The following is a 17308-nucleotide window of genomic DNA, read 5'->3' as shown; positions in this document are numbered from 1 at the left end:
AAATATATCTTTTTGAAAAATTAAGATAATAAAAAAAACATATAAACTAGGAGGAACATTTAATGAAACAAAGGTTCAAATTACTGTTAAGTTTGACAATTTTTTCTCTGGGAACGGCAGTCTATGGCCAGGGAGACACCTTGTTAAAACATGAGAAAGGTCTGATCTATAAGATTACAACGTATATCTTAGTTATAGTTATCATATCTTTACTGGCAAAGTACCGATGGATAAAAGACCTTTATCAAAAAGCATACTTTGATGAACTCACCACAGCTAAAAACAAGACCAGGTTCAGAAAGGAAATGGGAAGGTTAAACTTTGAAAGTAACAGAGGGCTGGGGATGTTTTTAGACTTAGATAACTTTAAGCGGATAAATGATACCTATGGTCACCATATGGGAGACCTTGTTCTCAGGGAAGTGGTGAAAAGGCTGCATAAAATATTCGATCACAACAGTATCTATAGATTGTCTGGAGATGAATTTTTTATACTGCATAAGAATATCGAAGAAGATGATATAGAAAAAAAAGCAGCGGAAACACTTAAGGAACTGAGAAAACCTCTGGAAATATTAGGATCAACTCTGAAAGTTCACGGGAGTATAGGGATCTGCCCTATTAGCCCAAAGATAAAAAGTACCTCGGAATTTCTGCACAGAGCCGATGTAGCTATGTACACAGCTAAAAAAAATGGGAAGGGGACCTTTGTAGTGGCAGACGACCAGATGATAGAAAAATTTGACAGATATCGTCAGCTGGAAAAAGATTTCATATATCACCTTGAAAACAAGGAAATTTTCCCATACTTCCAGCCAAAGGTTGAACTTGAGACTGAAAAAATAGTGGGGGTCGAAGCCCTGGCTCGTTGGATCCATCCAGAGGAGGGCTTTATACCACCAGGAGTTTTTATCCCCATAGCTGAAAAAAATGAGGTGATCGCCGATCTTGATTTTCTCATTGCAGAATCTGCAATAAAATCATTAAAAACCTGGATAGAAGAGGGGATAGTTGGAGATGACTTCAATTTATCCTTTAATATTTCAGTTAAAACTTTAGAAGGCCTGGATGTGTATGACCACATCGAAAATATGTTAAAAAAATACGGTGTTCCAGGGAATAGAGTACAGATAGAAATAACGGAAAGTATCTTTATAAACAACATCCAGAAGGTGCTCTACGAGATGAACCTCTTAAAGGAACGTTTGGGTATTTCAATAGCTTTAGATGACTTTACAGCGGGACATGCATCCCTGAAAGGGCTGGGAGTTTTAGAAATAGACACACTTAAGTTTGACAGAAGCCTCCTTCAGATAGTCAAAGAAAACGTAGATAAGGGGCAGAGGATATACAGCACCCTAATTGATCTTTCAGACGATATGGGATACATATCTGTTGCCGAGGGGATAGAGGACGCAGCTGAGAGTGAATTTTTGAAAAAAGAGGGAGTCAAATATGCCCAGGGGTACCACTTTGGAAGACCTATGCCTGAAAATGACTTGGTTGCGGTCCTGATAAATGAAAGGTCGGAATTAAAACTTAAAAAAAATACCTGCAGTGAATCGGAAATAGTAGCTTAGGTAATATTTACATAATATTGGGAGGAAAAATGATTAAACTTAACAGGAAATTTCTATTTTCTTTAATGTTGGTTTTTATTAGTTTAATAGTTCAGGCCACAAATTATATATCTTCAGGTATCTATTCTGAGGATGAAATCAATTATATAAAAAGTCTGCAAAATTCTGGAATACGGATGGGGGTTCATACAGGAAGTCCTTATATCGATCTTGAAAATCCCGATGACAGTTTGGTATATAAATATAAAGATCTCCTTGAAGAGTTTTTCCATATGGACGTTAAGGTGGAGACGGATTCCTGGGAAAATCTTTATGAAATGCTGGAAAGGGAGGAGATCGATCTTCTGCTTAACTTTACCCTGTCTGAAGAAAGAAAGGATAAAATTAACCTATCCATTCCGATACACAGCGACAAGCTCTATGTTATCACTACAAATAAAAATATTCCTTTGAGATCCTTTGATGATCTGGAAGGAAAGGAACTTACAGTTATTTCTCCATCTGCATACAGTGAGTATTTGAAAAAGTTTAAAAGGGAAAAGAATTTAAATTTCAGGTTAAGAGAGGTCCATGAGACTGCTGAAGGTTCTGCCTCTGACTATATTGTCGTTTCCAAGGAAGATATCTATGATAAAACCGAACCTATATTTGAATTAGGAAGAATAGACCCAATTGGATTGGGGATAGCAAAGAGCCAACCCATGCTGAAATCGGTAATCGACAAGGCACTGGAGTTTTCCCATAGAGAAAAGTTTTTAAAGCTGCTGGAGTATGAAAAAAACAAGAGGAGAAAGAGAGTTTTTCATAATTTTTTAAACCAGCAGGAGATTGATTATTTGAACAATAAGAAAAGTCTTAAGGTGATTTTCCAGAGTGATTTTTACCCTACTTCATATTATGATGGAGCTCAAAAAAAATATGACGGATCCTTCGTTCAAATGATGGAGGAAATCTCACAATTTTGGGGGATACCCCTGGAAGTTTCAAATGAAAATTTAAATAGTGAGGAAGCTGATCTGAGAGGGATGCTGTTCACTGAAGAAAGAGAAAATATATATAAATTTACCAAGTCATTGACCTACAAGGATATCCTGATTGTGGCTGCAGGTCCAAAAAAGATAGGAGTTGAGAAAAAAGTAAATAAGGTTGGGGTTGTAAAAACCGATATCTCAGCTGCTTCAATCCGAAAATACCTGCCTAAAGATACAGAAATAACTGAATTTCCCCACTCTCAAACCATGGTAGATGCCTTGAAAGATAAGGAGATCGACAGCTGTGTTATGGATGCCGATATGTTCCGTTACCTGCAGCAAGCGCGGTTTGATATTAATTTTTATAAAGTAGATATTTTAGATAAGCTACCCTTTGCAATAGCAGTAAAAAAAGATGACGAAATCTTAATTGGCATATTAAATAAGGTAATGGATAACTTCTTAGACTATAAGAGGGTAGAAGATGAATTTTTAAGTGAGATGTCTTTTTTTAAAACGATAAAAGCAGATGAGCAAAAAAAGAATAGAAAATCTCTTTCTCTGGTGATCTCATTATTCGGTTTTTTCACAGCAGCTTTTTTTACTGGATTTAAATACAGAACCAATAAAAAATTGAAAAATTTAGCCTATTATGACCACCTTACTACAGCCTTAAACAGGGTAAGCTTTAAGGAAGCTATGAATAAGATAGACTTTAAAAGAGACAGGGGTCTGGGTATGTACATAGATCTCAATGACTTTAAGGTGATAAACGATAACTATGGACACCATGCAGGTGATATGATCCTCAAAGAGTCAGTTTCCAGACTTCAGAAAATATTTTGTAAGGATACCGTCTACAGGCTGGCAGGAGATGAATTCTTTGTATTTCACAGGGATGCTTCTGTTGATGAAGGAATAAAGCTTGCCGAAAATGCCCTGGCGGAGCTGAATAAGTCAATAAATATCCTGGAAACAACCTTTAATATAGGTGCAAGTATAGGGATATGTGAGCTCCATGAAAAAATTGATAATATGGATTATTTTCTACACAAAGCAGATATAGCCATGTTTGCGGCCAAAAAGAATGGAAGCGGGTCTATAGTTGTTGCCAGCAAGGAACTGGTAAGGGAATTCGAGGAAAGTAAAAATCTGGAAAGAGATTTTAAGGTAGCACTGCAAAAAAATGAGATTATTCCTTATTTCCAGCCAAAGGTCAATCTGCAGACAAACAAAATAATTGGTTTAGAAGCCCTGGCACGTTGGGTACATCCCCAAAAGGGCATTATTTCTCCAATTACCTTCATCCCCTTGGCTGAGGAGATCGGCTTGGTATATAAGTTGGATATGAAAATTGCGGAACTCACCATAAAAACAGTTAAAGATTGGCAGGAAAGAGGGATTATAGATAAAGGTTTTAAGGCATCCTTTAATGTCTCTGCACAGACCTTTGGTGAAATAGATGTATATGAGCAGATAAAGTACCTGCTGGATAAATACGATGTACCTGGAGAAGCTGTTGAAATAGAGCTTACAGAAAGTGTATTTATAAAGAAATTCAGTAAAATACTTGGTGAACTAAACTCCATTAAAGATAAGCTGGGTACATCAGTGGCACTGGATGATTTTACAGCTGGTTATTCCTCACTGAGGGAGCTGGGGAAGTTAAATATAGATTCCTTAAAATTTGACAGAAGCCTGCTGGAGTCGGTTAAAGAAAATTCTGTTAAAGGTAAAAAAATATATCGTACCCTCATAAGGCTATGCAGCGATATGGATTATATTTCAGTGGCTGAAGGGATAGAAGAAGCCAGTGAAAGTGATTTTTTAAAGAAAGAAGGGGTTACCCATGCCCAGGGATTCTTTTTTGGAAAACCTATGCCAGAAAAAGACTTTGTTAATCTATTGAATAAGGGATTGTAATAAATCCTGCTTACTCAAAAAGGATCACAGATGAGCTTCTAAGTTCATCTGTGATCCTTTTTTTCTACGATCTTAACTATTCCGCTGGATCCGTCAACTTCCAGTAAATCTCCATCCTTAATAATTTCTGTAGCCTTATGGATGCCGCTTACACAGGGAATTCCATATTCCCGAGCTATTATTGCCCCGTGCTGGAGAGGTCCGCCGATTTCCATGACCACCCCCGATGCATTTACAAAAATAGGAGTCCATGCTGGTTCTGTAGCTCTGGCTACTAAAATTTCTCCTTTTTCCAGGGATTTTTCATAGGGAGAATTAAGTACCTTGGCTCTGCCACGGATAACTCCAGGCGAGATAGGATCTCCTGCCAGATCTCCCTCTTCCGATTCCCTTATATACCTGAATATCTTCCCCCGGCTGTCTATAATCTTCGGCCAGTCTTTAATGTGTTCCCTGGTTTTTCGTAATTTCAGATTTTTTTCAATTATACCCTGTAAATTCTCTTTATTGTTTTGAGCCTCCCTTACCTGCTTTATAGTCAGATCAAATATCTGATCTTTGAATTTTAGTCTTCCTTCATCTTTAAACTGCCTGCCTATTTCAAGGGCCACCTTTCTGAGAGCATCGTTGATTATCACATAGAGATATTTAGGATGTTCCCTATACCCCATGGTTTCATCGTATATCCCCGCATATTTAATAAACTTTTTCTTTTTTCCTAATTCTTTTGCTTTCTCCAACAATTTATTGTAGGCTTTTTGCTTTCTTTCCTTTACCGTCAGCACTACATTATCATGGATATTTAATGCCTTCAGCTGGATAAAGAATTTTTCCGGATTTTCGTAGGACCGGGGGGCTGCTATATCTATCTCCTTAAATCCCCTGGCTCCGTATCTGTGGATATACTCCTCATAAAATGCCGTAAATTCTTCGGAGAATTCATTTCTAGAAAGTTTTTCTGCAAACTCCTTCCCCGTTGATATCTTTTGAACCTCATCAAAAGAAGCCAATCTTAACATCTCACGGCCCATTTTACTGGTTGGATTCCCCTGAAGATCCATACTTAAAGAGATGATTTCATCATCCAACCCCATCCCCTTAAACATCTTCTTTATCTTAGAATAATTGGATATTCCCAGCATAATTATATATGCCGGTTTTATCAACCCTTCAAATTCTTTAAAAACTTCATCTACTACCACATCAAAGGGCCGGTCATTTTTTACCTTGGTTACAGCATATTGATATACCTCTTCCCCCTTATCCACATATTCCTGAAGTAATTTTTTTTCCTTATACAACCCTTTTATAAAAAATAAACTCATATTAAATATTTGCCTCAATATAGCTTTTTTTACCCCCTTCATTTTGGGAGTTAATGTTTCAGCCTCATATTCTTCCTTTAAATTTATACTTTCAAAGATCATCCTGGTAGGTTTATCATAATTCCCCCATAACTGGGTAGTTCTATTTCCTCCCATGAGTTTTAAATAATTGGATATATTCATATACTGTCTGCCGTGGATATTTATTACCCCTCCATCTTTACCAACAGGCATTACCCCGCCCTTGGCAGCATCTAACATCTTCCCCCATATTTCTAAACCCAGGATAGAAATATTTTCTGAAAACCCCTGGGTTAGTACAGTCAAATCCAGATAGAGAATCTTTCTTTCCCCCGGTTGTGTCATCATCTCCTCATAGATGGGCAGATAACTGGTTACGGGACGAGCCTGTAATAGATAAAGTTCCCCTTCTGCCATGGCCCACTCTATATCCATTGGGAAACCGTAATAATTTTCACATTTTGACACAAAATCCGACACCAAAAGGATCTCTTCATCTGTCAATGCTGGAGCATTCCTATCTTCGTTTTCTCTTTCTACTATGCCACCATCTTCTTCTAACCACAGCCCTGTTTTCTTTTCCGCAATAGTCTTTTCTATTATCTTTCTCTGAACCTTTTCTACAACATATGTATCCGGTGTTACCTGCCCGGATACAATGGTTTCTCCCAACCCAAAACTTGCATTGATATATGCCTCATCATAACAGTTATTCTGCGGATTCAATGAAAATGCTATCCCGCTGATTTCAGAATATATCTGTCTTTGAACTATTACTGCTATCTCAGGATTTTCTATGGATATCCCCTGTATTTTTTTATATTCCACCACCTTTGTATCCAGCATAGAAGCAAATGCTGTTTTTATGGCTATTTTTAAATTATCTGCAGTTATCCCCAGACTGGTCTCATACATCCCGGCAAAACTAATCCCTTCCAAATCTTCTTCGGGAGAAGAAGAACGAACTGCAAAAATAGAATCTTTTGCATACCTCTTTTTTGCACCTTCTAAGATCTTCCCTTGACCTTCTTTAAATTCAAACTTATCAGCTATTTTTTTTAATTTATCACAGCTTTCCCTGGAAGGATTTTTTAAAAACTCCTCCCATATTTCATTTTTTTTTAGATCTTCTGTCCAGGGAGTAAAAAATTCCACAGTCAGAATAAATCCATCGGGTACATTTAAACCAATCCTTGTACTCTCTATCAAAGACTTGGCTTTGCCTCCTACTTCCGACAATTTTACAATATCCTTGGTATCCAAATGATATATTAATTTTTTCATCCTTCCTCCTTATTTTACCCCCCCTAAATCTATATTTTTTCTCTTTATTTTATACCTGTTTACAATAACAGTTCCTTCAACGTCTATAAAGACCTAAAAAAAGAGGAGAAATAAATCCTCCTATTCTGATAAATTATTATTTAGTTCTTCCAAAAATTCAAGCAGACTCTCGCTGGGATTTTTATTTTCCGAAGTAAAAGTTTTAATCCCTCTTTTTTCTAAGATTAAATCTTCTACAGGGTTGGAATCCACTAAAAATATGTAAGATTTGGGTCTCGAGCTCGATTGGTTACTATTTTCCCAAAGTTTATTCAGCTTATAGAGGAGGTATCGAAGATTGATATCATGAAGACTGTATCCGATAAATAAAATTGATTTACCCAGTATATCCGACCTGAGTTTAATATCCAGCGGTGTTTCAAAGTCCAGCCTTTCAAAGTAGCTGGATTCAGTCAATACAATGGATTTTTCATCATCAAAATCCCCATGAAATTTAATAATCTGGGTAACCATACCATTTAAATTCACCAGATCTCCTACATTGGTTATTTTCTTATATTTTTTTTTGTAGCAGTCGTATGTTCTTTCTATCCACCTGTCATAGTTTGTAGTATATATAATGGGAAAATCCAGATCAAATATTAATTTATGTATTTTGGAATTCTCAATTTTTATATGATTGCCATGCCAGTTTCTATCCATCCAGCTCCTCAGCGGGCCGATACCACCGTTCTTTATTTTATAATATTCTGCCAATGTCAGTGCATTTCCAAAAGATTTAAAAACTTCAGGTTCATATTTTAATTCCTCAGCAATATAATCCAGCAGTGAATTCCACGAAGGCAGCCCCAGGTTCATCGATACCCCGGCACCAATAAATAAAATAGCATTTTTATCCTGAATTGATTCAATTAATCCCCTCATAACTCCCCTCTCCTTTTAAGGTATTCAGACTTTTTTCAAATAAAAAAACTCATCTGTAATGGATCACTAAAAATATCCATTAAATCTTGAATATATTTTAAATATCCTACCTCTAGTATACCTCCTTTTTCCCCGATTTAAAAACACAGAAAAAAAAATAAAAAGAGATAAAAATACAATTTTTTATCTCTTTTTATACCTACTTTTTTAACTATTTATATATCTGTCCGGATAGATATCGGGGGTCATATTTTTTAAAGCCTTAGAAACATCCTCTTTATCCTGCTGATAAGTTACTCCATGCCATTTTTCCACAGTTTTTATTACTTTCACAAAAGCTTTTTTTGATTTAATTAAATTATCTACAAGGCTGGGAATATAAAATTCAGATTTTAACTCCCCTAGATTTTCATCTAAAAAATTTTCAAACCCTGATTCTAATTCCTTAAAAATAGACGGCATAAACCCCCAAATATTCATAGATACAGGAGTATTTCCTTCTAATTCTATTTTTATAAGTTCTGTTTTTTCTGCTAAAGAATTATATTTATCTTCAAAGGAATAGATAGTTCCTGAAACTTCCTCTATTTTAGTCTTTTCTTCCACTGTAACCAGGTGGCTATCTTTATCCAATGTACATATTCCCCTTGCTACACTGCCATTTTTACTGATGGTTTTATCTAATTGGAAACCTACCATGGAATATCCATATTCATCTGTCTGGTTTGCAAGTTCATCATAAATCAGCTTAAAGGTTGTTGAACCATAGAAATCATCGGCATTTATAACTGCAAAAGGTTCATCTATCACATCTTTGCAGGATAAAACAGCATGCCCTGTCCCCCAGGGTTTTACCCTGTCTTGGGGAAGTTTATATTTCTTAGGGATAGATTTTATATCCTGAAATACATATCTGACTTCTATATCTTCTAATTTTGATATCCTGTCCCCTATTTTTTTCTTAAATATATCATAAAATTCTTCCTTTATAACAAATACCACTTTCCCGAATCCTGCTAACCTGGCATCGTAGATAGAATAATCCATTATGATTTCTCCATTTAGACCAACCGGGTCAATTTGCTTTAAGCCTCCATACCTGCTTCCCATTCCTGCTGCCATAATAACCAATGTAGGTCTTTTTTTCATTTTAATTCTCCTTTAAAAAATTTTTAATTTCCTAGTTAATAAAAAAGTATAACATAAAAATAACCCCTCTTAATAGAGGTCATTTTATTATTTATCTTTCCTTTATATTTAGTTATCCAAATATACCACAGGTAATTTTATCCGGAATTTTTCTATGGTTTAAATTGCATTAGCCATCTTAATTTGGTAAAATTTGTAGGCGTGTCTGAAACTCGTTCTTTTAGAACTATTACAATACAACAAAATAAAAGGGGAGAAATTGCCAGATTATGATTTCGACTGGGCATCCCAGAAAAAAAATATAGTTAAAAGATGGAAAAATACAGTTTCAGGAAAATAATAAAAAACTAAGATTAAGATATAGTTAAAATAAAATCAAGACACAATTAAGATAAAACAAGATATTCAATTGCAATCGTTAATTAAATTTGATATTATTTAATGTAATCGTCTAAAAATTTTACTATTAGATTTATTATAAAACATTACTAGGAGGAATTATATGAAAAATTTAACAAAAATTTTAAAATTAGTACTGGCACTCTCACTTCTATTGGCTGTAGCCTGCGGGAAAGAAGAAACAGAGACTACTCAAACTGTAACTAAAAGTAACGAGGTGACTGTATATTCATCACACCCATCTCAACTTCTAAACACTATTACAAATAGTTTTACTGAACAAACAGGAATAAAGGTTAATATCGTTGCAGCCGGGACTGGAGAAATCCTTAAGAGAATTCAAGCTGAAAGTACAAATCCTTTGGGAGATGTTATCTGGGGTGGAGGAGCAGAATCTCTTAACTCATTCAAGGAATATTTTGCACCATATAAAACTACAAGTCACGATAAGATAGACCCTTTATTCAGAGATCCTGAAGATAAATGGTTTGGTTTTGCACTACTGCCTATGGTTATTATCTATAATACCGATCTTGTAACCGGAGACGATATCCCTACTTCTTGGGCCGATGTAACTGATCCTAAATGGAAAGGAAAGGTTGCTATGGCTTCTCCTGTTAAATCCGGATCTTCTTATACTATAACTGCTACTCTGTTGACTGCCTTTGGAAAAGATACAGAAACCGGTTTTGATTTCATCAAGAAATTTATAGCTAACCTGGATGGTAAGATTTTAGGAAGTTCTTCTGGTGTTCCTAAAGGTGTTGTAGATAAGGAATATTCTATTGGATTAGCTCATGAAAAAGGGGCTGTTAAATATAAAAATGCCGGTGGGCATCTAGGAATAGTATACCCGTCTGAGGGTACTTCTGCTGTTCCTGATGCTGCTGCTTTAATTAAAGATGCTGTCAATGAAGAAAATGCTAAATTGTTCTTAGATTACATCGTAAGTGAAGAGGTTCAAAAAACTTTAGCTGATGAATTTAAGATCAGAGGAGTAAGAGACGATGTTGCTGCTCCAGAAGGTTTACTTCCTCTCTCAGAGATCAAGTTAGTTGACTATGATTTTGGTTGGGCTTCAGAAAGTAAAAAGACAATAGTAAAAAGATGGAAAAATATAGTTTCAGGAAAGGAGTAAGAAAAAAAATGGGTGTTAATATTAAAGACCTAACTAAGAAATACGATGATTTTATAGCTGTTAATAAAGCTGATTTAGATATAAAAAGAGGTGAATTTTTTACCCTCCTTGGACCTTCCGGCTGCGGAAAAACCACTCTCCTCCGGATGATTGCAGGATTTAACGAGATCACCTCCGGGGATGTTATTATAAGCGGGAATAAAATAAACAATACTCCTGCTCATAAAAGAAATATAGGAATGGTTTTTCAAAACTACGCCATCTTCCCTCATATGAGTGTATTTGAAAATGTGGCTTATGGATTAAAAGCCAGGAAGGTCTCTAAAACAGAGATAAAAGAAAGAGTTTTAAATGCTCTTGAGATGGTTGAGATGGGAGACCAGGCGACAAAAGAACCTGCTGAACTTTCCGGTGGACAGCAGCAAAGGGTAGCTCTTGCCAGAGCTATCGTTATCCATCCTGAGATCCTTTTAATGGATGAACCCCTGTCTAACCTGGATGCTAAACTCAGAGTTAAGATGAGAGCTACCATAAAAAAACTTCAGTCTTCTTTGGATATCACAACTATCTATGTAACTCATGACCAGGAGGAAGCACTTGCTGTTTCAGACAGGATCGCAGTTATGAATAGAGGAAGAGTTCAGCAGATCGGAACTCCTGAAGAGATATATTCCTCTCCTGCCAATGCATTTGTTGCTAATTTTATAGGTACCTCAAACTTTATCTACGATACTGCTCTTACAGGAGATCCTGCAAAGCTTCTTTCTGTAAGACCTGAAGATACTTTAATTGTAGAGAAGGATTCTGGAACTATCAATGGAGAGATAACTTTGACTACATTCTTGGGTGAATGTGTCTCCTACGAAGTTAAATTAGAAAATGGTGAAGAGATAGAAGTAAAAGTATTTTCTAAAGATACGGGTATTAAACATATGGGAGAAAAAGTTGGAATTCTTTTCCCTGAAGATAAAAGAAAACATTTTGATAAAAGTGAGGAAAGTTAATGAAGATAAATAAATATTTAAACTTCTGGAATATAATTTCCATAACATCTCTGGCACTTATATTTTTGTTTTTGATCTATCCTTCATTTTCCCTGGTAAGTGAAAGTTTTATAAGTTCTACAACAGGAAAATTGACTTTAGAAAACTATATAGATTTCTTTTCCCTGCCTTATTATTTCAATGCGTTAAAGCATAGTTTAGCAGTTTGTTTTGCTACAACTGTCTTTGCCACTTTAATAGGGATTCCTGTGGCTTATTTTATGAGCAGGACCAATATATATTTCAAAGGATTTTTAGATCTGGTTATCATGATCTCCCTCCTGTCTCCTCCATTTATCGGGGCATATTCTTGGATCTTGCTCTTGGGGAGAAACGGATGGATCACTAACCTGCTGAGCCCCTTTGGAATAGTTATGCCTACTATCTATGGATTTACAGGGATAGTAATTGTATTTACTCTAAAATTCTTCCCCTATGTATATATCTATACTTCGGGAGCTCTAAACAGTATCGACGCTTCTTTGGAGGAGGCTTCTGAAAACTTAGGTATGAGCAGATTGCAGAGATTATTCACAGTAACTTTTCCTCTGGTTATGCCTTCTATCACTGCCGGAGCTCTTATGGTATTTATGACATCCCTGGCTGATTTTGGAACGCCTATGCTGATCGGTGAAGGATATAAGGTTTTACCTGTTATGATCTATGATGAGTTTATGAGTGAAATGGGTGGAGATGCCACTGTTGCAAGTACTATCAGTGTTGTGGTTGTAGCCTGTTCTACCATTGTACTTTTCCTTCAGAAATATCTTATTTCCAGGAAAAACTACAAGATGAATGCCCTCAGGCCGCCGAAAACATCTATACTTAAACCCAGCAGCAGAGTTTCAGCTACTGTATTTGTAGGAGTTATATCATTTATAGCATTCCTGCCCCAGTTAGTTGTTATCTATACTTCGTTTTTAAAAACCAACGGGCCGTTATTTGTTTCAGGATTTAGTTTAGACAGTTATTATGAAATTATGAATAAACTTTCATCTAATATCTATAATACATTCCTGTATTCTATTATATCTATATTGATCATGTTATTATTAGGGCTTGTCCTCTCTTATATTATCTTTAAGAAGAAAAACAGATTGGCTCCTATCTTGGATATTTTAATTATGTTTCCCTATGTTATTCCGGGATCGGTCCTGGGAATAGGATTATTGGTATGTTTTAATAAAAGACCATTACTTTTAAGCGGAACAGGGTTTATCCTTATAGTTTCCTATATTATCAGGAAATTAGCATATACAGTGAGATCGGGAACAGCTATCCTGCACCAGATAGATCCCAGTATAGAAGAAGCTTCTATAAATTTAGGAGTTTCTCCTATGAAGACATTCTTTAAGGTCACAGCTGTCATGATGGGTCCCGGTATATTTTCCGGATTGATCCTCAGCTGGATCTCAACTATAAATGAACTGAGTTCAACAATTATATTATATACTGGAAAAACAGGAACTATTGCTGTTGCAATATATACAGAAGTTATTCGTGATAGTTTTGGAAGTGCTGCTGCCCTTTCAACTATCCTGACAATTATATCTATTCTTTCTATTCTTATGTTTAAATTCTTTTCCAGGGGAAAAAAATTAAACATCTAAGCAACGCGATATAACATATAAAAAAAGACCGGGAAAATATCAAATTTTCCCGGTCTTTTTTATTCCCCTCAATGCCTCTTTCCATCCGCCTTTTTCTAAAATCTCAATTCTATTAAAATTTCTAATCCATAAAATTAAAAGGATTTTTTTGTTTTTAGTTAATATATCTATAGAAGTTTTTTTTATTCACAAAAATGAGGAGGATGCTAATGACAAAGATATTGATCCTATATTACAGCATGTACGGCCATGTGGAAACCATGGCAAAAGCCGTAGCCAAAGGTGCTGGTAGTATTGATGAGGTTGAAGTAACTATTAAGAGGGTGCCGGAAACTATGTCTGAAGAAGCCGCACGTAATGCAGGGGCTAAATTAGATCAGGAGGCTCCTATTGCATCGGTTGAAGAGCTCCCGAAATATGATGCCATTATTTTTGGAACCCCTACCAGATTTGGGAATATGTGTTCCCAGATGAGGAATTTTCTGGACCAGACAGGAAAACACTGGATGGATGGAGCTCTAATCGGAAAGGTAGGAAGTGTATTTGTCTCTACTGCCTCTCAGCATGGAGGCCAGGAGACAACAATAACTTCATTTCATACCACCCTATTCCATCATGGGATGATCGTTGTAGGAGTTCCTTACTCATGTCAGGCAATCCTCAACATGGAGGAGATCAGCGGCGGTACTCCCTATGGGGCTACTACCCTTGCAGGGGCAGATGGAAGCCGGAAACCATCGGAAAATGAACTAAAAATCGCACGTTTTCAAGGGGAACATGTAGCCAAGGCTGCAAAGAAAATGGCTGCTTCATCCATTGAATCAGACTGCCCAAGCGATACATCGGGCATACATTAGGGAATCTATCAAAAACTTATACAAATAAAAAAAAATTGTTTATAAATAGGGAGGTAAATTAAATGGGGACAAGAGGTAGAGAGATTGTGAATTTAGATGTGGATGAATTAATAAAGTTATTAAATGAGGCATTTGCAGATGAATGGCTTGCATATTATCAATATTGGATAGGGGCTCAGGTTGTAAAAGGACCCATGAGAGAAGCTACAGTTGCAGAACTTTTACAGCATGCTACTGAAGAACTTACACATGCACAGTGGATTTGTGACAGGATAATTCAGCTTGAAGGGGATCCATTACTTTCACCGGAAGCTTTACTTAAGGAAACTTCTTGCGGGTATACAACCCCGTCAGATTCCTATGTGGAAGAAATATTAAAACAAAATATAGCTGGAGAACAATGTGCCATTAATGCATACAAAAATCTAATGGATTTTACAAAAGATAAAGATGTGGTAACTTACAACCTAGCTCTTAAAATATTGGAGCAGGAAGAAGAACATGAAGAAGATTTACAGGCAATTTTACAGGATATTAAGATTATGATGGAAAAAGTTAAAAAATAGTATCAGGAGGAGATAGATATGGAAAGGTGGGCATGTACAGTCTGCGGTTATGTATATATCCCAGAAATAGGGCATAAAAAGTCAGGAATTCCAGCTGGAACAAAATGGGAAGATATTCCAGAAAACTGGAGCTGTCCATTGTGTGGTACAGGAAAAAATCAATTTGAAAAATTATAAATAAAATATGATTATTCCATGAGAAAGTTGGAAAAACCTGAATATTTTTTAAGGCATAAAAAAAGCAACATGACGTTGTATCTAGATAATAATAAAGCTGTCCCAGCCATTGAATTTACTTTCAATGACTGGGACAGCTTTGCTTTAAAGTTACAATAAATTAAAAAAAATCACAATTATTCTACCTTTTCAAAATCTTCCTTTGGTGCTCCACATAGAGGGCACGTCCAGTCTTCAGGTAAATCTTCAAATTTCACACCTGGTTCTATATCACCAGCATCATCACCAATTTCAGGGTCATAAATATAACCACAAGGTACACATAACCATTTTTCCATATTTTTCCTCCTTTTTTTATAAGAATTTTGCTAAATCACTATCCACATCACCAATACCGGCAATGCCAAAATTCTTTACCAATACATCTGTGACATTTGGCGATAAGAATGCCGGAAGTGTAGGTCCTACATGAATATTCTTTATACCCAAAGATAGTAATGCCAGCAACACCAGAACTGCTTTTTGCTCATACCAACCTATATTGAATACAATGGGAAGATCATTGATATCTTCTAATTCAAATACTTCCTTTAACTTGAGAGCTACTACAGCAAGGGAATATGAGTCATTACACTGCCCGGCATCCAGCATTCTGGGTATTCCTCCAATATCTCCTAAATCTAATTTATTATATCTGTATTTTGCACATCCGGCAGTAAGAATTACTGTATCCTTAGGTAATTTTTCTGCGAATTCAGTATAGTATTTTCTATCCTGCATTCTGGCATCGCAACCGCCCATTACAAAGAATTTCTTTATAGCTCCAGATTTGACTGCTTCCACTACTTTATCAGCAACAGCCAATATTTGGTTATGGGCAAAACCGCCAGTAACAGTACCAGTTTCTATTTCTATAGGAGGAGCACATTTTTTAGCATGTTCTATAATTGCAGAAAAATCTTTTTTACCATCTGCATCTTTAAGGATGTGTTTACATCCGCCTAACCCTGCTGAGTTAGTGGTATATACTCTATCCAGATATTCTGTCGCCTGTCCTCTGGGAGGGACTATACAGTTACTTGTGAATAATACTGGTCCGTTAAATGAAACAAAATCCTTAGTCTGATGCCACCAAGAACCTCCGTAGTTTCCAGCTAAATTATCATATTTTTTAAATGCAGGATATGAGTTAGCAGGTAACATCTCAGAGTGAGTATATACATCCACTCCGGTACCCTTTGTTTGTTCCAATAACTGGTGTAAATCTTTTAAATCGTGTCCGGATATTAATATACCTGGATTATTTTTCACACCAATATTTACCTTCGTTGCCTCAGGATTGCCATATGTACTAGTATTTGCTCCATCCAGAAGTGCCATGGCTTCTACACCATATTTTCCTGTTTCCAATGTGAGAGCTACCAATTCATCTACAGACAGATCATTGTCATCCAGATCTGCCAATGCTCTTGTCATAAAGCTGTATATTTTACAGTCTTCCTTACCAAGATTCATAGCATGCTCTACATAAGCACTCATTCCTTTCAGACCATAGGTAATCATCTCTCTTAAAGATCTAACATCTTCATTTTCAGTTCTGAGTACTCCTACTTTTTCTCCTAATTCAATCATACTTTCTTTAGAAGAAATATCACAAGCACGGTCTAAGAGCGGATTATTCTCATTTGGCGTAGAAATTCCTTTCTCATCAAATTCTATACTATCGTCTTCAGAAGTAATACGATAAGTACATTTTAAAAATTGACGGTATTTTTTAGGTACTTCTAGTCCTAATTCTGCTACCTTTGCCTCTAATTCTTTTTTATAAGAATCTCCTTTTTTGATTTCTTCCATAATAGCATCATCATCAAAATTTGAATTGGTTATAGTCATAAATAAAGAATTTACAACCCATACGTATTTATCTCCCGATACATCTGCTTTATCCTCCAGCATATTACAGTATGCTGAAACTCCCTTAGCTGTATAGATTAATAGGTCTTGTAATTTAGCTGTTTCAGGGGTCTTACCACATACACCCCTTACAGTACAGGCTTTATTCATTGCTGTTTCTTGACACTGATAACAAAACATTGACATATAACAACTCCTCCTAAATATATTATGATATAAAAATTATTCTACCGGGGCTATGCATTCCACAGGACAGACTCCTGCACAGGCACCACAGTCTATACACACGTCTTCATCAATTCTTCTTTTACCGTCTGCCACCTCAGAGATACATTCTACCGGGCATACCGGTTCGCAAGCACCACAGGCAATACACTCATCCTCATTGATTCTATAAGCCATTTTTTTCCTCCTTTTTTATTTTATA

At 36.1% G+C, this 17308-nt stretch carries 14 protein-coding genes; 8 read left to right on the top strand and 6 right to left on the bottom strand.

What is annotated here, in order from left to right:
* Positions 1-62 precede the first annotated feature (62 nt).
* Together DYH56_RS02940 and DYH56_RS02935 are read left to right on the top strand one after the other, a co-directional pair.
* A complete protein-coding gene (locus DYH56_RS02940) occupies positions 63-1580 on the top strand; it encodes a putative bifunctional diguanylate cyclase/phosphodiesterase (protein ID WP_114641362.1) in 1518 nt (505 codons plus the stop codon).
* Positions 1581-1609: 29 nt separating this feature from the next.
* Entirely contained in the window at positions 1610-4474 is a 2865-nt protein-coding gene (locus DYH56_RS02935) for an EAL domain-containing protein (RefSeq protein WP_114641361.1), read from the top strand.
* A gap of 44 nt (positions 4475-4518) precedes the next feature.
* On the opposite strand, the gene DYH56_RS02930 is transcribed toward DYH56_RS02935, so the two are convergent.
* From DYH56_RS02930 to DYH56_RS02920, 3 genes are all read right to left on the bottom strand, one after another.
* A complete protein-coding gene (locus DYH56_RS02930) occupies positions 4519-7104 on the bottom strand; it encodes a PEP/pyruvate-binding domain-containing protein (protein WP_114641360.1) in 2586 nt (861 codons plus the stop codon).
* A gap of 120 nt (positions 7105-7224) precedes the next feature.
* Positions 7225-8028 carry an SIR2 family protein gene (locus DYH56_RS02925; RefSeq protein WP_114641359.1) on the bottom strand — a complete coding sequence of 268 codons (804 nt, stop codon included), beginning with the start codon at positions 8026-8028 and terminating at the stop codon, positions 7225-7227.
* Positions 8029-8235: 207 nt separating this feature from the next.
* Positions 8236-9177: a nucleotidyltransferase family protein gene (locus DYH56_RS02920; RefSeq protein ID WP_114641358.1), complete on the bottom strand. Its 942-nt coding sequence runs from the start codon at positions 9175-9177 to the stop codon at positions 8236-8238.
* Between the two features lie 502 nt (positions 9178-9679).
* Between DYH56_RS02920 and DYH56_RS02915 the strand changes: the two genes are divergently transcribed.
* The 6 genes from DYH56_RS02915 to DYH56_RS02890 all read left to right on the top strand — a co-directional run bounded on the left by DYH56_RS02915 (position 9680) and on the right by DYH56_RS02890 (position 14967).
* Positions 9680-10714: an ABC transporter substrate-binding protein gene (locus tag DYH56_RS02915; protein WP_114641357.1), complete on the top strand. Its 1035-nt coding sequence runs from the start codon at positions 9680-9682 to the stop codon at positions 10712-10714.
* Positions 10684-11718: an ABC transporter ATP-binding protein gene (locus tag DYH56_RS02910; RefSeq protein WP_369927760.1), complete on the top strand. Its 1035-nt coding sequence runs from the start codon at positions 10684-10686 to the stop codon at positions 11716-11718. The genes DYH56_RS02915 and DYH56_RS02910 overlap by 31 nt, the downstream gene beginning before the upstream one ends.
* Positions 11718-13367, top strand: a complete 1650-nt coding sequence (locus DYH56_RS02905; RefSeq protein ID WP_114641355.1) for an ABC transporter permease — start codon at positions 11718-11720, stop codon at positions 13365-13367. Before DYH56_RS02910 ends, DYH56_RS02905 begins: the two co-directional genes overlap by 1 nt.
* 209 nt (positions 13368-13576) lie before the next feature.
* Complete coding sequence (gene wrbA, locus DYH56_RS02900) at positions 13577-14224, top strand: NAD(P)H:quinone oxidoreductase (protein WP_114641354.1); 648 nt, start codon at positions 13577-13579, stop codon at positions 14222-14224.
* 62 nt (positions 14225-14286) lie between these two features.
* A complete protein-coding gene (locus DYH56_RS02895; protein WP_114641353.1) occupies positions 14287-14790 on the top strand; it encodes a ferritin-like domain-containing protein in 504 nt (167 codons plus the stop codon).
* A gap of 18 nt (positions 14791-14808) precedes the next feature.
* Positions 14809-14967 (top strand): rubredoxin, encoded by a 159-nt coding sequence (locus tag DYH56_RS02890; RefSeq protein ID WP_114641352.1) that lies wholly within the window; start codon positions 14809-14811, stop codon positions 14965-14967.
* Between the two features lie 176 nt (positions 14968-15143).
* On the opposite strand, the gene DYH56_RS02885 is transcribed toward DYH56_RS02890, so the two are convergent.
* Genes DYH56_RS02885 through fdxA form a run of 3 tightly spaced genes read right to left on the bottom strand, consistent with a single transcriptional unit; the run spans position 15144 to position 17283 of the window.
* Positions 15144-15305 (bottom strand): rubredoxin, encoded by a 162-nt coding sequence (locus DYH56_RS02885; protein WP_114641351.1) that lies wholly within the window; start codon positions 15303-15305, stop codon positions 15144-15146.
* A gap of 16 nt (positions 15306-15321) precedes the next feature.
* Positions 15322-17067: a hydroxylamine reductase gene (hcp, locus tag DYH56_RS02880; RefSeq protein WP_114641350.1), complete on the bottom strand. Its 1746-nt coding sequence runs from the start codon at positions 17065-17067 to the stop codon at positions 15322-15324.
* Positions 17068-17103: 36 nt separating this feature from the next.
* The gene (gene fdxA / locus DYH56_RS02875) at positions 17104-17283 is read right to left on the bottom strand and encodes a 4Fe-4S ferredoxin (protein ID WP_114641349.1); all 180 of its coding nucleotides are present in this window, start codon (positions 17281-17283) and stop codon (positions 17104-17106) included.
* Positions 17284-17308: the final 25 nt, after the last annotated feature.

This window comes from Psychrilyobacter piezotolerans (assembly GCF_003391055.1).
Taxonomy (GTDB): domain Bacteria; phylum Fusobacteriota; class Fusobacteriia; order Fusobacteriales; family Fusobacteriaceae; genus Psychrilyobacter; species Psychrilyobacter piezotolerans.
This window is presented reverse-complemented; position numbering and strand designations above follow the sequence as displayed.

Excerpts from the sequence above, each read along its gene's own strand:
- fdxA (WP_114641349.1), bottom strand. The coding sequence starts at position 17,283 with ATGGCTTATAGAATCAATGAGGATGAGTGTATTGCCTGTGGTGCTTGC.
- DYH56_RS02895 (WP_114641353.1), top strand. The coding sequence starts at position 14,287 with ATGGGGACAAGAGGTAGAGAGATTGTGAATTTAGATGTGGATGAATTA.
- DYH56_RS02915 (WP_114641357.1), top strand. The coding sequence starts at position 9,680 with ATGAAAAATTTAACAAAAATTTTAAAATTAGTACTGGCACTCTCACTT.
- DYH56_RS02930 (WP_114641360.1), bottom strand. The coding sequence starts at position 7,104 with ATGAAAAAATTAATATATCATTTGGATACCAAGGATATTGTAAAATTG.
- DYH56_RS02925 (WP_114641359.1), bottom strand. The coding sequence starts at position 8,028 with ATGAGGGGATTAATTGAATCAATTCAGGATAAAAATGCTATTTTATTT.
- DYH56_RS02920 (WP_114641358.1), bottom strand. The coding sequence starts at position 9,177 with ATGAAAAAAAGACCTACATTGGTTATTATGGCAGCAGGAATGGGAAGC.
- DYH56_RS02905 (WP_114641355.1), top strand. The coding sequence starts at position 11,718 with ATGAAGATAAATAAATATTTAAACTTCTGGAATATAATTTCCATAACA.
- DYH56_RS02890 (WP_114641352.1), top strand. The coding sequence starts at position 14,809 with ATGGAAAGGTGGGCATGTACAGTCTGCGGTTATGTATATATCCCAGAA.
- DYH56_RS02910 (WP_369927760.1), top strand. The coding sequence starts at position 10,684 with ATGGAAAAATATAGTTTCAGGAAAGGAGTAAGAAAAAAAATGGGTGTT.
- DYH56_RS02885 (WP_114641351.1), bottom strand. The coding sequence starts at position 15,305 with ATGGAAAAATGGTTATGTGTACCTTGTGGTTATATTTATGACCCTGAA.
- hcp (WP_114641350.1), bottom strand. The coding sequence starts at position 17,067 with ATGTCAATGTTTTGTTATCAGTGTCAAGAAACAGCAATGAATAAAGCC.
- wrbA (WP_114641354.1), top strand. The coding sequence starts at position 13,577 with ATGACAAAGATATTGATCCTATATTACAGCATGTACGGCCATGTGGAA.
- DYH56_RS02940 (WP_114641362.1), top strand. The coding sequence starts at position 63 with ATGAAACAAAGGTTCAAATTACTGTTAAGTTTGACAATTTTTTCTCTG.
- DYH56_RS02935 (WP_114641361.1), top strand. The coding sequence starts at position 1,610 with ATGATTAAACTTAACAGGAAATTTCTATTTTCTTTAATGTTGGTTTTT.